The 16,354-nt window shown below is 42.7% G+C and carries 15 protein-coding genes and 2 pseudogenes; 7 read left to right on the forward strand and 10 right to left on the reverse strand.

What is annotated here, in order from left to right; genetic code table 11:
* Positions 1-49: 49 nt before the first annotated feature.
* The 3 genes and pseudogenes from F8R90_RS08630 to F8R90_RS08640 all read right to left on the reverse strand — a co-directional run.
* Complete coding sequence (locus F8R90_RS08630) at positions 50-475, reverse strand: hypothetical protein (RefSeq protein ID WP_196510410.1); 426 nt, start codon at positions 473-475, stop codon at positions 50-52.
* Between the two features lie 93 nt (positions 476-568).
* A pseudogene (locus F8R90_RS08635) lies at positions 569-1,024 on the reverse strand (phosphate ABC transporter ATP-binding protein); the annotation flags it as partial.
* Positions 1,015-1,653 (reverse strand): annotated as a pseudogene (locus F8R90_RS08640) (extracellular solute-binding protein); the annotation flags it as partial. The pseudogenes F8R90_RS08635 and F8R90_RS08640, both read right to left, overlap by 10 nt.
* Positions 1,654-2,185: 532 nt before the next feature.
* On the opposite strand from F8R90_RS08640, the gene F8R90_RS08645 reads away from it, so the two are divergent.
* From F8R90_RS08645 to F8R90_RS08660, 4 genes are all read left to right on the forward strand, one after another.
* Positions 2,186-2,401 carry an antitoxin family protein gene (locus tag F8R90_RS08645; RefSeq protein ID WP_196510411.1) on the forward strand — a complete coding sequence of 72 codons (216 nt, stop codon included), beginning with the start codon at positions 2,186-2,188 and terminating at the stop codon, positions 2,399-2,401.
* A 6-nt stretch (positions 2,402-2,407) separates the two neighbouring features.
* Positions 2,408-2,833, forward strand: coding sequence for a type II toxin-antitoxin system VapC family toxin (locus F8R90_RS08650; protein WP_163936993.1), 426 nt, complete (start codon positions 2,408-2,410; stop codon positions 2,831-2,833).
* Positions 2,834-2,939: 106 nt separating this feature from the next.
* Entirely contained in the window at positions 2,940-4,511 is a 1,572-nt protein-coding gene (locus F8R90_RS08655; RefSeq protein WP_196510412.1) for a metallophosphoesterase, read from the forward strand.
* A 175-nt stretch (positions 4,512-4,686) separates the two neighbouring features.
* Entirely contained in the window at positions 4,687-5,445 is a 759-nt protein-coding gene (locus tag F8R90_RS08660; protein ID WP_196510413.1) for a YebC/PmpR family DNA-binding transcriptional regulator, read from the forward strand.
* A gap of 346 nt (positions 5,446-5,791) precedes the next feature.
* Here the strand turns inward: F8R90_RS08660 and F8R90_RS33800 are convergent, their stop codons facing one another.
* Together F8R90_RS33800 and F8R90_RS08670 are read right to left on the reverse strand one after the other, a co-directional pair.
* Positions 5,792-5,953: a PEP-CTERM sorting domain-containing protein gene (locus F8R90_RS33800; protein WP_196510463.1), complete on the reverse strand. Its 162-nt coding sequence runs from the start codon at positions 5,951-5,953 to the stop codon at positions 5,792-5,794.
* Positions 5,954-6,091: 138 nt separating this feature from the next.
* Positions 6,092-6,247: a hypothetical protein gene (locus F8R90_RS08670; RefSeq protein ID WP_196510414.1), complete on the reverse strand. Its 156-nt coding sequence runs from the start codon at positions 6,245-6,247 to the stop codon at positions 6,092-6,094.
* On the opposite strand from F8R90_RS08670, the gene F8R90_RS08675 reads away from it, so the two are divergent.
* On the forward strand, positions 6,240-7,547 hold the full coding sequence (locus F8R90_RS08675) for an FAD-dependent hydroxylase (protein ID WP_196510415.1): 1,308 nt from the start codon (positions 6,240-6,242) through the stop codon (positions 7,545-7,547). The two genes, F8R90_RS08670 and F8R90_RS08675, sit on opposite strands and share 8 nt — an antisense overlap.
* On the opposite strand, the gene F8R90_RS08680 is transcribed toward F8R90_RS08675, so the two are convergent.
* On the reverse strand, positions 7,510-8,130 hold the full coding sequence (locus F8R90_RS08680; RefSeq protein ID WP_196510416.1) for a Uma2 family endonuclease: 621 nt from the start codon (positions 8,128-8,130) through the stop codon (positions 7,510-7,512). The genes F8R90_RS08675 and F8R90_RS08680 overlap by 38 nt on opposite strands.
* A gap of 384 nt (positions 8,131-8,514) precedes the next feature.
* Between F8R90_RS08680 and F8R90_RS08685 the strand changes: the two genes are divergently transcribed.
* Together F8R90_RS08685 and F8R90_RS08690 are read left to right on the forward strand one after the other, a co-directional pair.
* Positions 8,515-10,710: a lytic transglycosylase domain-containing protein gene (locus F8R90_RS08685; RefSeq protein ID WP_196510417.1), complete on the forward strand. Its 2,196-nt coding sequence runs from the start codon at positions 8,515-8,517 to the stop codon at positions 10,708-10,710.
* A gap of 279 nt (positions 10,711-10,989) precedes the next feature.
* Positions 10,990-12,366 carry an MATE family efflux transporter gene (locus tag F8R90_RS08690; RefSeq protein ID WP_196510418.1) on the forward strand — a complete coding sequence of 459 codons (1,377 nt, stop codon included), beginning with the start codon at positions 10,990-10,992 and terminating at the stop codon, positions 12,364-12,366.
* A 253-nt stretch (positions 12,367-12,619) separates the two neighbouring features.
* Here the strand turns inward: F8R90_RS08690 and F8R90_RS08695 are convergent, their stop codons facing one another.
* The 4 genes from F8R90_RS08695 to F8R90_RS08710 all read right to left on the reverse strand — a co-directional run bounded on the left by F8R90_RS08695 (position 12,620) and on the right by F8R90_RS08710 (position 16,030).
* Complete coding sequence (locus tag F8R90_RS08695) at positions 12,620-13,609, reverse strand: D-alanine--D-alanine ligase family protein (RefSeq protein ID WP_196510419.1); 990 nt, start codon at positions 13,607-13,609, stop codon at positions 12,620-12,622.
* Positions 13,610-13,774: 165 nt separating this feature from the next.
* On the reverse strand, positions 13,775-14,935 hold the full coding sequence (locus tag F8R90_RS08700; protein WP_190890210.1) for a KamA family radical SAM protein: 1,161 nt from the start codon (positions 14,933-14,935) through the stop codon (positions 13,775-13,777).
* A 202-nt stretch (positions 14,936-15,137) separates the two neighbouring features.
* The gene (locus F8R90_RS08705; protein ID WP_196510420.1) at positions 15,138-15,296 is read right to left on the reverse strand and encodes a hypothetical protein; all 159 of its coding nucleotides are present in this window, start codon (positions 15,294-15,296) and stop codon (positions 15,138-15,140) included.
* Between the two features lie 329 nt (positions 15,297-15,625).
* Positions 15,626-16,030 (reverse strand): hypothetical protein, encoded by a 405-nt coding sequence (locus F8R90_RS08710; RefSeq protein ID WP_196510421.1) that lies wholly within the window; start codon positions 16,028-16,030, stop codon positions 15,626-15,628.
* Between the last annotated feature and the right edge of the window lie 324 nt (positions 16,031-16,354).

Below are 16,354 nucleotides of genomic sequence, written 5' to 3' on the forward strand. Positions count from 1 at the left end.
AATTAAAAGTTATTTCTTAACTCATAACTCCTAACTCATAACATTTCTGTTAAAACACGTTTATCTTACCATCATCCATAATATACAACGAGCGATCGCCTGGAGAGCGCCAAGTCGGACGAAGTTCAAGCCGCAATGTGCCAAAGTTAGGTTTCGAGACAATTGCTTGTAGTGATAAACCCTTTTCACTCCAAAATATCAAAGATGTATTTGGCTCCGTACCCTCTATTTGTTCTAAATTTAATTTCTGCCCTGGACTCAAGGATATTGGATCAGTCCCGGAGGGTTTTTGGATTTTTATCAGATTGGGTGTGCTATTTACGACTTCAACCCGGATGTGTTGCCCTGGCGTAAACTGAATTGGGCGAGAACCACACTTAGAAGCACAAGTTCCAGCTAAAGTATTGCTGGGATTATTGATTGATGCAACTATAACGGTAGCGGCAACTAAAGCAAATGACAAAGGCTTAAACATAATACACAGTATAAGTACTAAACTGAAATATTACTTCAACCTAGTAGTATTAAGCCTCAGCATATTTTCCAGAATTAAAACTGCAATGTGTTTTTAACCGAAGCGTCCACTGATATAATCTTCAGCTTCTTTGGTTTGAGGAGAACTGAACATTTGGGCTGTAGGATTAAATTCAACTAATTTTCCCCGACGTTTGCCCTGCTCGTCAATTTCTGTGTTGAAGAAAGCTGTGAAATCTGCCACTCTAGAAGCTTGCTGCATATTGTGTGTCACCATGATGATGGTGTATTGCTGCTTGAGTTCTAAGCAGAGTTCTTCTACTTGGCGGCTAGAAATTGGGTCGAGAGCAGAACATGGTTCATCCATTAATAATACATCTGGCTTCATTGCGATCGCACGAGCAATACAAAGTCGTTGCTGTTGTCCGCCAGATAATGCAGTTCCCTTTTCTTTGAGTTTGTCTTTGACTTCATCCCAGATAGCAGCGCGTCTGAGGGAATTTTCTACCAATTCATCAACGTTACCTTTATAACCGTTAGCACGAATTCCCAAATAGCAATACCAGAAGTTTTTGGGTTAGCTGCAATCACTTTCACGCCATCTTTTTCCAAGTCTGCCCAAGTATTGATGCCTTTGGGATTGCCTTCGCGCGTAACGATCGCAGCAACCGATCTACTAACGATACCACTTCTCGGAGCTTTGATTTCCCAGCCTGATTTAATCAAACCCGCTTGCTGAATTTTGTTGACATCTAGGGGAAGTGCCAAATGTACTATGTCTGCTTCTTGCGAATCGGAAATCACAGCAGCAGTTTGAGCGCCAGAACCCCCATAACTTTGCTCAAACGTGACGTTTTGGTTATGTTCTTGCTTCCACTTTTGGACAAATTTGGGGATTATCTGGTCATGAGCTGCTTTGGTAACAGAGAAAGAAACTAGTTTGAGATTAACATCATTTTTGCTAGCTGCACTTCTTCCAGAGCAGGAGGCAACTGCTATACTCAAAAAAGTACCTATGAGAAACAGACTCACAAAGCTTTGCACAGTGTGTCTATTGAACAAACTCTTAATTGTGTGTTGATAGTAGAGTTGTATAGCCTGCACAGCTTTCATGACATAAGCCTGCATACCTTCACTTAGCAATTTACTTAATTGTGTCAGCTGTTGCGACTTGCTCATCAGAATCACCCTTAAATCTACGGTATTTCTAGGCAAATACCGTAATTAAGAGAAGTATAGGACATATAAAACAATATTTCTCATCTAGCTTTAACTATTTTTACTAAGTCAGCAGTTACTCATCAAAGTAGCAAAAATAGTGTTTAAGCTCTGCGCTTTGCCCGCCTCCAAAAGGCTGATTTACTTACAGCCTACATACGCTATCTCTGTATAGAATTGCTACAAGGATTTGTTGCTAAGAATTCGGAAGAAACCAAAAACTTTTCCCTCTCTTGTAAAAGGACTCTCAGAGGTTTTACTACGCAAAATCTTTCTCTCTCGCCCATTGGAGGGGAATTTGAACTTGAGTTCAAGACAGGGAGAGGTTCATCGAATTCACTTAACATTAGTTCAGTTGGTAGCTTAGGCAATTGTGAAAAATCGATATAATTCGTAAGACAGCTATAAGTATCTTCACTAGTTATTGCATCGTCTACTCTACCAGTATTGCTACAACCAGCTTAGGATAGACTAAAAGCGTTTTTTGCAAACAATGGTAGAAAAAATCACAGCTGTATTTAATGGCAAAGTGTTCTATCCGGCTGAACCGATCGCACTGCCAATCAATACCCGTGTGCGAATCAGTATTGAAATTTTACCGCCAAGTGAACATGAAACGGTATCATTTCTGCAAACAGCGCGATCGCTCAACCTAGATGGGCCACTTGACTGGTCTACCAATATAGATAAATACTTGTACAGTAAGTAAATTTCCATGCATTCTGAAGTCTTTCTTGATACATCATTTGCCATTGCCTTATCTGCACCGAGCGATCGCTTGCATGACCGAGCCTTACATCTGGCTAAAATGTTACAAGCGGCAGAAACTCGTTTGGTGACAACACAGGCGGTGATGTTGGAAATTGGCAATGCCTTATCCCAACAACCTTATCGTCAAGCGGCAATCATATTATTAAATTCTCTAGTAGCAGACTCCAAAGTAGAAATTGTCCCCCTTTCCCAGGAACTCTACGAACGTGCTTTCGAGCTATATCGGGAACGAACTGAGAAAGAATGGGGATTTGTGGATTGCGTATCTTTTATAGTTATGCAATATAGTGGAATCACTGAAGCGCTGACTGCTGATGAGCATTTTCAACAAGCAGGCTTTCGAGCATTACTACGAGAAAATTTGCCTTAAAGATTGGGAATTAGGGATTGAGGATTGGTTATTCACAAATGACTAATGACAATTAAATATTTCGTTACAATCGGCATGTGCATTAGGCATTCAAGAGTTATCAGCCATGAAATTGATTTCCGATCCACCGATTCCTGTAAAAATTCAAAAGATGAAGGAACGGGTGCGGTGGATGCATCCAAGTTTTGTGCAACGGGGAATTGATCAAACCTGCATGGTTATAGATGATGGCAGGCAGGATAGTCCAGAATTTTCCTTTATGGTTATCGGTGATTCCGGTACGCAATCCCATTATCGACACCATCCCCAACGAAAAGTTGCTGAACTAATGCTTCCTCACCGCAATGATTGCAGTTTTGTGTTGCACACAGGCGATGTAATTTATGTGGTGGGTTCCCAAGAGTATTATTCGACAAACTTTATTGAGCCTTACCGGGAATTTCTTGTAGATGGCGACAACTCGAAAGATATTCCCTATGATCGCATGGTCTTTAATCTGCCATTCTTGCCAGTACTTGGTAATCATGATTACTACGATGTGCCGTTGATGTACCGTTTGTTTACTGGAACAACATCTTCATTACGTCGCCTGTTGCGCTACAAAGATATCGAGATTGGCTGGCATGGATCATATCAAGGTAATGCCTATGCACGAGCATTTATGGACTATACCCAAGCGATCGCTTCCCCACAAGATTTAGAACGTCATTTAGATCAACACTACACTGCTAAGACTGACACAGGACGCTGTTTGCGTTATGAACCTGGAAAGTTTACCCGTTTACCCAATCGCTATTACACCTTTCGTTACGGCGGGATTGACTTTTTCGCACTCGATTCTAATACCTTTAATACACCATCACCTTTACCTGCAACTCAAGAGGGGGAAATTTACCGCCGTGAATTGCAAAAGCGTCGCCAGGAAATAGATCAAGAAGAATTGCAGATTTTGAAAATATCTGATCGCCTCAACCCCGATAAACCTATCGAAGCGGAACAACTTGATGAACTTAGTGCCAAATTAGAGCAAATAAACGAGATCAAAATCGATATTGAAAAACAATTGGCATCTCAGACAATGCCTGCGATCGACTTTGAACAACTTGAATGGTTGCGAAGCAGACTAATCGAATCTTGGAACACCTCCGAAGTGCGAGGACGGATTATCTTTTTCCACCATCCACCCTACGTCACAGAAGCTACTAAGTGGGATCAGGCGCAAACCTTAGCAGTTCGCCACCGCTTGCGCTGGGTATTTGAACAAGTCGCAGAAACTCTTGGTTCTTTAATTAAAGAACGTCCCACAGTGGATTTGATTTTAAACGGTCACGCTCACTGTTTGGAGCATCTGTGCACAACTGATACCGGATTTGCTGACTCCCATATTAACTGCATTATCTCTGGTGGTAGTGGTCATCGTCCCCGTTATCAACGGCGAGAGGGGACTGAATTGATGGAGACTTTTACGGAAATTGCAGGTAAACCTATTCGGAAAGTTGCCGATTCAAAGCTTTTTGTGGGTCGTCATGATTACAATTTCCAAAAGCGCCTGCCTTACTCATGTGTGCGGATTGATGTTCTGGATGGTTGCCCGCCCAAGTTTATCATCAGACCGCTGATTACTGAACGGGTTGAACAAGAGTGGCATAACCGCGAACTTGAACCTTTTGTGATTTAAAGGGGATGCAATGCCTACGGCGGTAAACTACGCGTTTAAATCATTTGAAAATCAAATCTTAATTCCCCTACAACAACTTTGCCACTCTGATGTAGAGTTGCACAATTATCTGAAGTTATGGTTTTTGCAAGCGTTTATATCCTAATCTTGAATAGAGTTTTGATAATTTCAGATTATGGCAGGACATAGTAAATGGGCAAATATTAAACGCCAAAAAGCCGTAGTAGATGCAAAAAAGGGAAAAACCTTCACTCAGTTATCGAGGGCGATTATCGTTGCGGCTAGAAGCGGTGTACCAGATCCAGCGCTGAATTTTCAACTTCGCACGGCAATTGATAAGGCAAAGGCAGCGAGTATCCCCAATGATAATATTGAACGAGCGATCGCTAAAGGTGCAGGCAGTTTTGGCGGGGATAATGCTACCTTTGAAGCAATTCGCTACGAAGGCTACGGCCCTGGTGGTGTAGCGATTTTAATCGAAGCCCTTACAGATAATCGCAATCGCACTGCTGCTGATTTGCGTGTAGCTTTTAGTAAAAATGGTGGCAATCTTGGTGAAACAGGTTGCGTTAGCTGGATGTTTGACCAAAAAGGCGTTTGTGTATTGCAGGGTGTGGTTGACGAAGAACAGCTTTTAGAAGCATCCCTTGAAGGCGGTGCTGAGTCTTATGAGATGACTGAAGATGAGATGGCTGAGGTGTTTACTGACATTGGCAATTTAGAAACCCTTAGCCAGACACTCAAAGTTCAAGGTTTTAAGGTAACTGATGCCGAATTGCGCTGGATTCCCAGTAATAGTGTAGAAGTTACTGATCCAGATCAGGCGCGATCGCTTTTCAAGTTAATTGATACTCTGGAAGGCTTGGATGATGTGCAAAATGTCACAGCTAACTTTGACATAGCAGAAGAATTGATGGCTCTCAGCATTTCTTAATCAAAATTCACGCAGGCATCATAGCTAAATACCACTTGTTTGGATGATGTCCAAGTTACATCTAACTTTGAAATGCCAGTAACTCTTATAGCCGTGAGTATTTTTTAGCCAAGTATTCCCAGTAATTGCGATATTTTACGGTTATAAAAATAGATATGAAAGGGGCGCAATGTGTCAAAAGAAAAGTTAATATTTGATATTAAATAAAAATAAAAAAATGGTTCTACATACCTCTTATGCCAAATTGTATTCAAGTGCTATAAAAGGAATTTTTGTAACCCTTTCACTTGGATTAATGAGCATAAATAAAGTCAGTAGAACCTAAAAACTCTGTTACAAACCGTCGTTAATTCCCAATATTTAACTGTTTACGCTTCCGGGTGGAAACAATCCCGAATGCACCCATTGTTAAAAGACCAAGTACAGAAGCAGGTTCAGGAACTGTGTGGAAACCTTCTGGCGGTTTTTCTGCAAAGGAAACTTCATCACCTTTGCTCGAAGTTATCAGCGAGGTTTTTCAATGTTTGTTCCTCTAAGATCATGTCCGGTAAATTACTTGTGATATGTCATTGCGAGTGCAACGTAGTGGAACGTTCGCGCAGCGTCTCTAAGAGTTGCAATCACAAGGTCTCTGCGATTGCAACTCTTAGAGACGCTCCGCGAACACTCCGTACCCTGCGGGAACGCCAAGGGCGGTACGCAATGACAAGCGTTCAACTGGACATGATATAACTTGCTCAAGAGGGCGCGATCGCGTCAAAATAAGAGTTAAGACGCTGTAATCTAACTTAACAATGGCCATAACGCAGCTTGAGCAAACTCTTCCCCCTCAACCAACACCGCCAAATGAGCGGGGATATGAATATGATTTGGTAATTGTCGGCGGTGGGATTATTGGGTTAACTCTAGCCTCTGCTTTAAAAGATTCTGGCTTGAGTATCTTGCTGATTGAGGCAAAAGTAGCTTCAGCGGCGGTGGCTAAGGGACAAGCCTATGCAGTTCATCAGCTTTCGGCGCTAATTTACCAAGGAATTGGAGTTTGGGACAAAATATTGCCTCAAATCGCCAAATATTGCCGAGTTCGTCTTTCTGATGCCGATTATCCCAATGTGGTGGAATTTACCACAGATGATATAGATACAGCAGAGTTGGGTTATGTGGCGGAACACCAAGCGCTGTTGCAGCCTTTGCAGGAGTTTGTCCAAGATTGTCCAAATGTGACTTATCTGTGTCCGGCTGAAGTGGTAAATACACAGTACCATTCGGATATAGTAGCGATAGATATTAAAGTTGCTGATCAGTTACAGACAGTTCGGAGCAAATTACTGATAGCAGCAGATGGGGCGCGATCGCCAATTCGTCAAGCTGCTGGTATCAAAACTTCTGGCTGGAAATATTGGCAGTCTTGCATCGTAGCATTTGTAAAACCAGAAAAACCGCACAATAACACCGCTTACGAAAGATTTTGGTCTAGCGGGCCCTTTGCGATTTTACCTTTACCGGGGAACCGTTGCCGCATTGTGTGGACAGCCCCCCACGAAGAAGCAAAAGCTTTATGTGCTTTAGATGATGAGCAATTTTTGGCAGAACTTACCCGTCGCTATGGCGATCAGATGGGGAAATTGGAATTACTAGGCGATCGCTTTGTATTCCAGGTACAACTCATGCAAAGCGATCGCTATGTTCTCCCTCGACTGGCATTAATTGGTGATGCGGCGCACAATTGCCATCCTGTCGGCGGACAAGGATTAAATCTGGGGATTCGGGATGCAGCAGCTTTGGCGCAAGTCCTACAAACAGCGCATCAAGCGGGTAAAGATATTGGCGACATTCAAATTCTTAAAGGTTACGAACGCTGGCGCAAGCTGGAAAACCTGACAATTTTAGGTTTCACCGATTTGTTAGATCGGATGTTTTCTAATAATTTCTTACCTGTAGTATTGGTGCGTCGCCTGGGTTTATGGTTTTTGCAGCGAGTACCCGTTTTAAAGGTCTTTATGCTGAAGTTGATGATTGGCTTGAAGGGACGGACTCCAGAATTAGCAAAACGATCAGGCCTAAAGGCTACACCAAACCAGCTTGAAAAATCTGGTTTGGGGTGAGATTCAATTCAGGGAAAGTTTGGGAGACAATGCGATCACTATCTCGGAACTTACTTATTTGATATTCCTCATCAACCAAGTTACACACGGTGATTGTCGGTTGTTTGGGATTACCGATAAAATTGCGTCCACCCAAGGCAGCATAATCGACAATCCAGTATTCCGGGATACCCATCTCTTCATAGTCAGCATACTTCAAGTAATAATCGTCCCGCCAGTTAGTTGATACAACCTCAATTGCCAAAGCTATTGATGCACCCAAACTAACAGTAGATTCTTTTTTCCATAATTTTTCGTTTTCCAGATTTGCACGGTTTAGCACCAACACATCTGGTAAGTAACCAGAATCTTTTTCAGGAGGTCTAACTATAACTTGGTTAGGTATGAAGTAGGGCAATCCTAGACGCTTGATTTCAAAAGGAATTTCGATACCTAGAAATCCTTTAACTTCTTCGTGTTCCCCTACGGGTTGAGCCATTTCAACAATTTCTCCCTTATGTAGTTCGTAGCGGACTCGTCGATTTTCGGGTAGCCAATCGACAAATTCCTCAAAGGTTACTAGCTTGGGTATGGCTTGAGTCATGACTTTTGAGAGTTATTGCTTTGCAAATATTATCTATAATCTAAGGGGCTTCGGACAGCTTTTCCACCACGCTTAAGAACCAGGGTATAAATCATCGTTGTCGAAGGGGGTTTGGGGTGCAAAGAGAGTGTTCCAGAGGGTGAGTGCGCTATTGTTAATGGTGGAAATGGATTCTGGAGTTAAGGTATTACTCCTGAGAGGTTGTACCCCAGATAGATGTAATAGTATTTAACATATGCTACTTACTCAGTACTATCAACCGTAGGATTGAAAATTAGTATTTTTCTACATAAAATTAAAAATCTAAAATTAAAAATTGGTAACACTGATGGTTAGGAGTGTTAAAGTTTCAGGAAATTCATTGGAACTTTTCAGCGGGTATTCATGCTGAAGAAACTACAGAAAAAACAAATTTCCATAATTGCGGGTGCGGCACTCTTTGCCTTTTTAGCTGGGGCAATGGTATCAGCACCTGAGATTGGTAAATCCGTTGGGCAATGGCTCAAACTGGGTAAGAATCAGGCAGAGCAAACATCTGATGCTAGTATTGCCCAATCAGCCGTCTTTCCACTGATATCACAATCTCTGCCAGAACGGGCGGCAAAACTAGCAGCGATCGCTCAAGAATCGCGATCGCCAGACCGAAATCGTGCTCGTTATCTTTTAGCGAGTGATTACATTGAAAGAACCCAAGCCCAAAAAGCCCTGGCTTTACTCCAAGGACTAGAGAAAGACTATCCGATCCTTGCGCCCTATATTTTGCTGAAGCAGGCGCAGGCAGAGGATATGCTGGGCGAGGACGGCAAAGCTTCGGATCTCAGGCAAAGCGTGCTGAAACTGTATCCCAAAGAAGCGGCCACAGTGAAAGCACTATATCTGATTGCCCTACCGAAGCAACAGGAAATAGCGATCGCTCAATTTCCTTCCAATCCTCTAACTTGGGAAATTATTCGCAAACGCTTACAAGAAAATCCCAATCAGCCACAATTACAATTGATTTTGGCTAAGTATGCCTACGATCAACCAGGTATAGTGGGCGTTTTAGATCAGCTAGTAAAACAGCCTACCCTCAAACCCGAAGACTGGGAACTCATTGGTACAAGCTATTGGGAAAATAATCAATTTCTGAAAGCGGCGAATGCTTATGCCAAAGCACCCAAAACACCGCGTAACCTCTACCGGACTGCACGAGGCTTACAGGTAGGGGGCAAAGATCGAGAAAAAGCGATCGCTACTTATAAACAATTGGTGCAGCAATTTCCAAATGCTGAGGAAACTGGGACTACACTACTACGGTTAGCAGAAACCGCAAAAACAGGTAAAGACGGCTTACCCTATCTTGAGCAGATAATTAGTAAATTTCCGAAACAAGCTGGTACTGCACTGGTACAAAAAGCCAAAACTCTCCAAGCCCTCAAGGATCAAAAGTCAGCTAGTGAGGCGTGGCAATTACTCATAGCCAAGTATGGCAATTCTGATGAAGCCGCAGAGTATCGCTGGAAAATAGCCCAAGACAAAGCCAAAGCCAAAGATTACGTCGGTGCTTGGCAATGGGCAGAACCAATTGCCACCAACAACCCCAATAGTATTTTGGCTCCGAGAGCAGGCTTTTGGGTAGGGAAATGGGCTGCTTCACTGGGCAAACAGCAGGAATCTCAAACTGCTTATGAGTATGTGATTAGCCAGTTTCCCTACTCTTACTATGCATGGCGAGCCGCGACAATGTTGGGGCTAAATGTTGGCAACTTTGACAACGTGCGCGTCATGAACCCGGAAGTAATCACACCCCAGCGTCCGTTACCACCGGCTGGTTCTGAAACTTTCAAAGAATTGTATCTGCTAGGTCAAGACCGTGATGCCTGGTTACAATGGCAAACAGAATTTCAAAACAAAATTCAGCCAACGGTAGCAGAGCAATTTACTGAAGGGTTGATGCACTTGGCAAGGGGAGAAAATCTCGTAGGAATTGACAAAATTTCTAAATTGGAAGACCGGGAAATACCAGCTGAACTTGCCCAATATGAGACTCTGAGCAAACAAATCACCTACTGGCAAGCGCGTTATCCTTTTCCCTATCTTCGAGAGATTGAAAAGTGGTCTACTGATCGTCAACTCAATCCCTTGCTAGTCACTGCTTTGATGCGTCAAGAGTCACGGTTTGAACCAAAAATCAAATCCGTCGCTGATGCCACTGGCTTGATGCAGGTGTTGCCGAGTACAGCTAAATGGATCGCCCCACAAATCAAAGTGGATTTCAAAACAATAAGCCTAGAAAATCCCAACGATAACATCATGCTGGGTACATGGTATTTGGATCATACCCATGAGCAATATAACAATAACTCCTTGCTCGCGATCGCCAGTTACAACGCTGGCCCCGGTAATGTCTCCAAATGGCTGCAAACTCTAACTACACAAGACCCAGATGAGTTTGTTGAACAAATTCCCTTTGATGAAACTAAAAATTATGTGCGTCAAGTATTTGGCAACTACTGGAATTATTTGAGGCTGTACAACCCTGAGATTTCTGGCATCGTGGCAAAGTACTCAACTACACACCCAAAATTGCCGACGCAGTAATTTTACCCAATCGAATGAGCAAGTACAGAGCAGAGGAGCAGGGAAAGCACATATACAATTTTACTTCTCCTCATCTCTAGCTCAAATGCAAAATTTTACACATAGTTAAGTGGGGCGATGCTTAGGTTAGTCTGCGCCTACGCTGTTTTTTCTGTTGAGAGGGTCAGGCGATCGCTTATTTCACTGTTCACAGCTTAAGTTGAGCGCGGCTTAGGTATTAATATATCTTAATATATTAAATGTTACTTTTTTCGCGCCATCCTTAATTTCTGTGCCCCAATGGAGTTAACTTCAAAAGAATTTAAGTCAGAACTGATATTAGAAATCCAAGCCTGCCTGCAATTGGCAGTTCCTCTGGTAATTACTCAAATATTAGAAGCGGGCATTCCTTTATTGGATGGGGTGATGATGGGCTTACTTAACAGCCAAGCCCTAGCGGCAGGTGCTTTAGGTGCTGTTACCTTTTCTACCTTAGCTTCCGTTTGTCGTTCTATTCTTTCAGCAGCAGGTGTGAGTGTCGCAAATGCCTTTGGTGCAGGAAAGATAGACCAAGTTAGCCGTGCTACCGGCCAAGGAATTTGGTTAGCTGTAACGATGTGCTTGCCTGTGATGTTTATCATTTGGCACTTTGACTATATGCTGCTGCTGACTGGTCAAGAAGAAAGCAATGTTTTATTAGCTCAAACATATTTGCGGTCTATTGTTTGGGGTTTTCCTGCTGCACTCGGTTTCTGTATCTTAAAAGAAGTTAGCTCTGCGCTCAATCGTCCTCAATTTCTAACAGTAATTACGGTAGCTGGACTATTATTGAATGCGGCTGCTAATTACGTGCTAATGTTCGGTAAATTTGGTTTACCAGCCCTTGGTTTAGCGGGTATAGGTTGGGCAAGTACACTCATTTTTTGGCTGAATTTTATCGCCGCCGCCAGTTGGATTTGCTTCGATAACTACTTTAAAGACTACCAGCTTGATCGTGCTCTGCACCAGTTCGATAAAGATATGTTTATAGATATCTTTCAAACTGGATGGTTCTTGGGGTTGCAGTATGGAGCAGAAATTGGAGTATTCACTGCCACTGCTTTAATGATGGGGTGGTTTGGGACAGAGACGTTAGCAGCCCATGAAATTACCGTTGAGACAGAAAGTTTTGTCGAAACGGTTTCTATAGGTATTTCCTATGCCATCACGATGAGAGTAGGACAGTTGAGAGGACAAAATGATCTCAAGGGTGCAAGCAGAGCAGGATTTATCTGCATTGCGCTTATTACTCCCATTGTGAGCATTGTGGCACTAATTTTTTGGCTTTTTCCCAACTATATTGTGGCAATGTATTTGGACACCAATAACCTGGATAATATCGAGATCGTTAAAACGGCAACTTCTTTCCTAGCTGTGGGGGCACTAGTCCAAATATTTTATAGTATTCAGACTATTGCTGCTGGTGCATTAATCGGGTTGAAAGACACCAAGGTGCCAGTGTTAATAACTATGTTTGCTTACTGGGGTGTAGGTCTAGGTGGTGGCTATCTGATGACATTCACTTTAGGCTTGGGTGCTATAGGTTTATGGTTGGGTTTAGTACTAGGGCTACTTATGGGTGCAGTGCTTTTAACTTGGCGTTTTTATCTTTTGACTTCTGAGATTGAGTCTGCTTGAACAAGAGGCAGGGGACAGGGGGCAGGGAGCAGGGGGAAATGACCTCTTCCTCTTGGGTGGAGCAAAGCAGAATATGGATTGGAGTCCCCCACTTCACTTCGCAAGCATGGCTTTTGTACCCTGCGGGAAGCTAGTTCAACAGGTGGGGTGGTAAGGTAGGTATGTCATTGGCGCAGCCTCTCCAAGAGTTGTGTCGAATCCCAATTCTTTTCTATCCCCCTTGCTCCCTGCTCCCTGCCCCCTTGCCTCTTGTTCAACTTTTGTACCTTTGCCATGCAGACTCGACTATTTCAGCAATGATTTCTGTGTATGTCACACCACCCAAACGTCCCATAATTACCAGGTCTGAGCGGATATGGTGTAGCCCTGGCAGTGGGTTAACCTCCATAAACTGCAACACACCACTAACATCGCAACGCAGATCAACACGGGCAGCGTCACGGCAACCAAGAGTATGGTAAACATCCAGGGCTAGTTGCCTTGCCTGTGCTGCCAGTGGTTCGGGATCTATGAGTAAACGATAAGATACCCGTTCCAGATACTCATCCTTATTAAGGGTGGTATAAGCAAAAGCTTCAGTTTGTCCTGTAAAAATTACTTCCATCACACCTACTACCCGTGAGTTGCTACCGTTACCAATAATGCCCACTGTTAATTCTCGACCGGGAAGAAAGGTTTCTACGAGTACGGACTGCTGAAAAAGTTCGCGTAACATTTGATAAGTATTGACTAGCTCCTCGCGTTCTTTGACAAGAGAACGCCCAGTTACCCCTTTAGAACTGCCCTCCGCCACAGGCTTGAGGAAAACTGGCATTGGCAGCGACACGGCTGCTGCTTCTGCGGTAGTACTCACAACTTCAAAGGGAGCTGTAGGCAAACCGCGATCGCGCACCACCCTTTTAGCAAGTGCCTTATCTAGCGTTAAGGCGCAGGTGAGCGGATCGGAAAAGGTGTAAGGTTGAGCAAATAATTCGCAGACTGCCGGGACTTGGGCTTCGCGGGAGCGACCCTGCAAACCCTCAGCAATATTGAAAACCAGATTCCAGCGATCGCCTTTTGCCAAACGCAGAGCAAGTTCTCTACCATTGCCGACACGTTCAAATTGATGACCTAACTGAAATAGTGCATCTTCCAACCCGATGATAGTTTCTTCATCGTCGAACTCCATGACTTCAGAGGCACTGAAACCAGCCTGAAGGTAGTCTGCCTTCAAGTCATAACACAGACCAATTAATAACCCCATAGCCTTATAATTCCCAGTGAAAAAGCTTTCGCTGTTAGCTTGAATTTACAAATCAGGTATCTTCATTGAGGAATGACGATTACTAAATCCTCAATGAAGCGAAGATATCTGATCAAGAATATCAAACCATACAGGAGATTTGTCGTGGCGATCAACTATATAGTGTTAGCCCTGCTCTACAGGATCTACATAGGTGTATGTCTCACCTGCCCAATTTCGCACTGTAGCTGTGCCCTTCTCATAAGCAACTAGAGTCTCGGCTTGAATTGGAACTTTACCACCGCCGCCAGGGGCATCAATTACATAAGTTGGTACAGCGTAGCCAGTAGTATGACCACGCAATTTAGAAATTAAATCAAGCCCTGTTTGAACACTCGTTCGCAGATGTGCGGTGCCAACAACTGGGTCGCATTGGTAAAGATAATAGGGACGTACACGCAGCTTCAGAAGACCGTGAAAGAGATTCTTGAGAGCTTTTTCAGAGTCATTCACACCTTTTAACAGCACAGTTTGACTACCTAGAGGAATACCACCATCAGCTAGGCGATCGCAAGCTTGTGCCACTTCTGGGGTAAGTTCTCGGACATGACAAAAATGCAAAGACAGCCACACACGATGCTTGCGGAGCAAAGCAACCAGTTGCGGTGTAATTCGCTGTGGTAAGAAACTCGGCACGCGAGAACCAATCCGAATAAATTCAATATGCTCAATGGCACGTAACCGCCCAAGCAAATTATCTAAAGGTTCATCAGACATCAACAAAGGATCACCACCAGAAATTAGCACATCACGGATCTCGGTGTGTTCTTCTAGGTAAGCGACGATCGCATCCAAGCGCCGGGTTACTGGGTACATCTCACCTTGGCTCACCAAACGAGAGCGGGTGCAGTAACGGCAATAAGCAGCGCATGTGTCTAGAGCAAGCAACAACACCCGGTCAGGGTAGCGGTGTACCAGTCCTGGCACTGGAGTATCGTTATCTTCACCGCATGGATCTACCATGTCTGCTGTACTAACTATTAGTTCTTCTTGCCGTGGAATGACTTGTAACCGTAGCGGACAAAGCGGATCTTCTGGATCAAGTAGTGATGCAAAGTATGGGGTTACGGCTACAGCAAACTTCTCTGGTGCAATTAAAAGTCCCTGTTCTTCAGTAGCACTAAGCCTTAATAACTTCTGAAAATGTTCCAGCTTAGTCAACCGATGACGCATTTGCCAGCGCCAATCGTTCCAGCGTTCTTGATTGTAAGTCTCCCCTAAAATCTGACAAATTTCTTCACACCGAACATTAGTAACTAGAGGCTCTAGAATAGTGTTTTTGATCATGATTAGAACTAAATTAATCTGAGAATAATAAACCAATCACAGCCTAGTTCTTTTACCTGCATTCGTAGATAAAAGAAAAAACTATTGACAAATGTGACCAATCCTGATTTAAACTCCTCATCAAACAGGTAGTGATTGTTGTGGCGTAGAAATATAAATAGTTTGACTTGTTTGATGTCAGAGATGATGGCTATTTCTGCCTCTAATAACAAGGATTTGGCACATCCTCAGTATAATCACGGCAATGATTAAGAGCGTTCATAATTACCTCAGATTTAAATGCCTCAGCCTTAGCAGCGTAAACAGCTAGCTTTTTATGAAGATGAGGTGGAATTTTAACATCGACTTGAATACAAGGCATGAAAACAAAGTTTAAGTACTCTAGAAATGATACCAAAAGTTTAACAATAAGTATCTTTATACACAGAATATAACTCTGCTGTCATGCTTGTTAATTTAATTATTTAGCTTTTTTGATTGAGATAGGTATTAGGCAGGCTAAAGATGATGACTAATTTCCAGAAAAACCAAAAACCTCTTTCAAAGCCAAACAGGCTAAGAAAAAGGCATGAATCCAAACACTATCCACCCACTAAGGATGAAAATAATTTTTTGGTGTAAAAACCGACAACATACCTCACTAGGTCAAGAAAGGCTATAAGTCAGTTACAAACTTTGTCAAATCTGTACTTAGTAACCTGAATCACTAGGATTGCTGAATGATGTCAATTGCGACTCAACCGCATTAAGATAACCTGGATCATTCAAAACTTGTGCTGGTAATTTGTGAGCTTTGATAGCAGCCTGAACTACATCTTTTGCAGTCAGGTTTCCTGTTTGGTATTTGAATACTAAAGCGCTCCCACTGGGAATACCCTGCTCTTTAAAATAACCTTGATAAGCTAGAAAGGCAGTATTGAAAGGTTGGAGATAGCTGGCCTTTGGGGAATTAGCATGTAAAGTATTAGAGTTAACATCTGTGTTGAGTTGTCCGGTACTATTGTTAGTATTAACTGTTTGAGCGCCAACAATTTCAGGTATAAAAGCAATACAAGCAACGATAAGCGCAGAATTGATCAAGTTTATAAGTTTCATAATTTTTTCCTCATTTGAACTAGGTTAATTAGTTTTATCCAGTAATAAAATCCTATTTTTTGGCAATTTCAACCACATAAAATGAATTGTTTGCCAGCGTTTATCGAAGGTGCGATCGCTCACATATATGTAATGATGATATTCTCTACTAGATGTTTTTGGCTTTAGGCTATAAACTAAAATCCAACTACGTTTTGGCTAATTAACTTTGCATACCAATATGCTAGAAAATCTTTCTGATAAAAGCAACTAATTTTAATTATTAATTTGATAAATAAAATTGATTGTAATTAATACTGACATCGCAAAGTTTCCTCTAAACTT

The organism is Nostoc sp. NZL (assembly GCF_015714705.1).
Taxonomy (GTDB): domain Bacteria; phylum Cyanobacteriota; class Cyanobacteriia; order Cyanobacteriales; family Nostocaceae; genus Nostoc; species Nostoc foliaceum_A.

Excerpts from the sequence above, each read along its gene's own strand:
- F8R90_RS08680 (WP_196510416.1), bottom strand. The coding sequence starts at position 8,130 with ATGACTCAAGCCATACCCAAGCTAGTAACCTTTGAGGAATTTGTCGAT.
- F8R90_RS08645 (WP_196510411.1), top strand. The coding sequence starts at position 2,186 with ATGGTAGAAAAAATCACAGCTGTATTTAATGGCAAAGTGTTCTATCCG.
- F8R90_RS08690 (WP_196510418.1), top strand. The coding sequence starts at position 10,990 with ATGGAGTTAACTTCAAAAGAATTTAAGTCAGAACTGATATTAGAAATC.
- F8R90_RS08630 (WP_196510410.1), bottom strand. The coding sequence starts at position 475 with ATGTTTAAGCCTTTGTCATTTGCTTTAGTTGCCGCTACCGTTATAGTT.
- F8R90_RS08650 (WP_163936993.1), top strand. The coding sequence starts at position 2,408 with ATGCATTCTGAAGTCTTTCTTGATACATCATTTGCCATTGCCTTATCT.
- F8R90_RS08670 (WP_196510414.1), bottom strand. The coding sequence starts at position 6,247 with ATGGCCATTGTTAAGTTAGATTACAGCGTCTTAACTCTTATTTTGACG.
- F8R90_RS08695 (WP_196510419.1), bottom strand. The coding sequence starts at position 13,609 with ATGGGGTTATTAATTGGTCTGTGTTATGACTTGAAGGCAGACTACCTT.
- F8R90_RS08700 (WP_190890210.1), bottom strand. The coding sequence starts at position 14,935 with ATGATCAAAAACACTATTCTAGAGCCTCTAGTTACTAATGTTCGGTGT.
- F8R90_RS08655 (WP_196510412.1), top strand. The coding sequence starts at position 2,940 with ATGAAATTGATTTCCGATCCACCGATTCCTGTAAAAATTCAAAAGATG.
- F8R90_RS08685 (WP_196510417.1), top strand. The coding sequence starts at position 8,515 with ATGCTGAAGAAACTACAGAAAAAACAAATTTCCATAATTGCGGGTGCG.
- F8R90_RS08705 (WP_196510420.1), bottom strand. The coding sequence starts at position 15,296 with ATGCCTTGTATTCAAGTCGATGTTAAAATTCCACCTCATCTTCATAAA.
- F8R90_RS08660 (WP_196510413.1), top strand. The coding sequence starts at position 4,687 with ATGGCAGGACATAGTAAATGGGCAAATATTAAACGCCAAAAAGCCGTA.
- F8R90_RS08675 (WP_196510415.1), top strand. The coding sequence starts at position 6,240 with ATGGCCATAACGCAGCTTGAGCAAACTCTTCCCCCTCAACCAACACCG.
- F8R90_RS08710 (WP_196510421.1), bottom strand. The coding sequence starts at position 16,030 with ATGAAACTTATAAACTTGATCAATTCTGCGCTTATCGTTGCTTGTATT.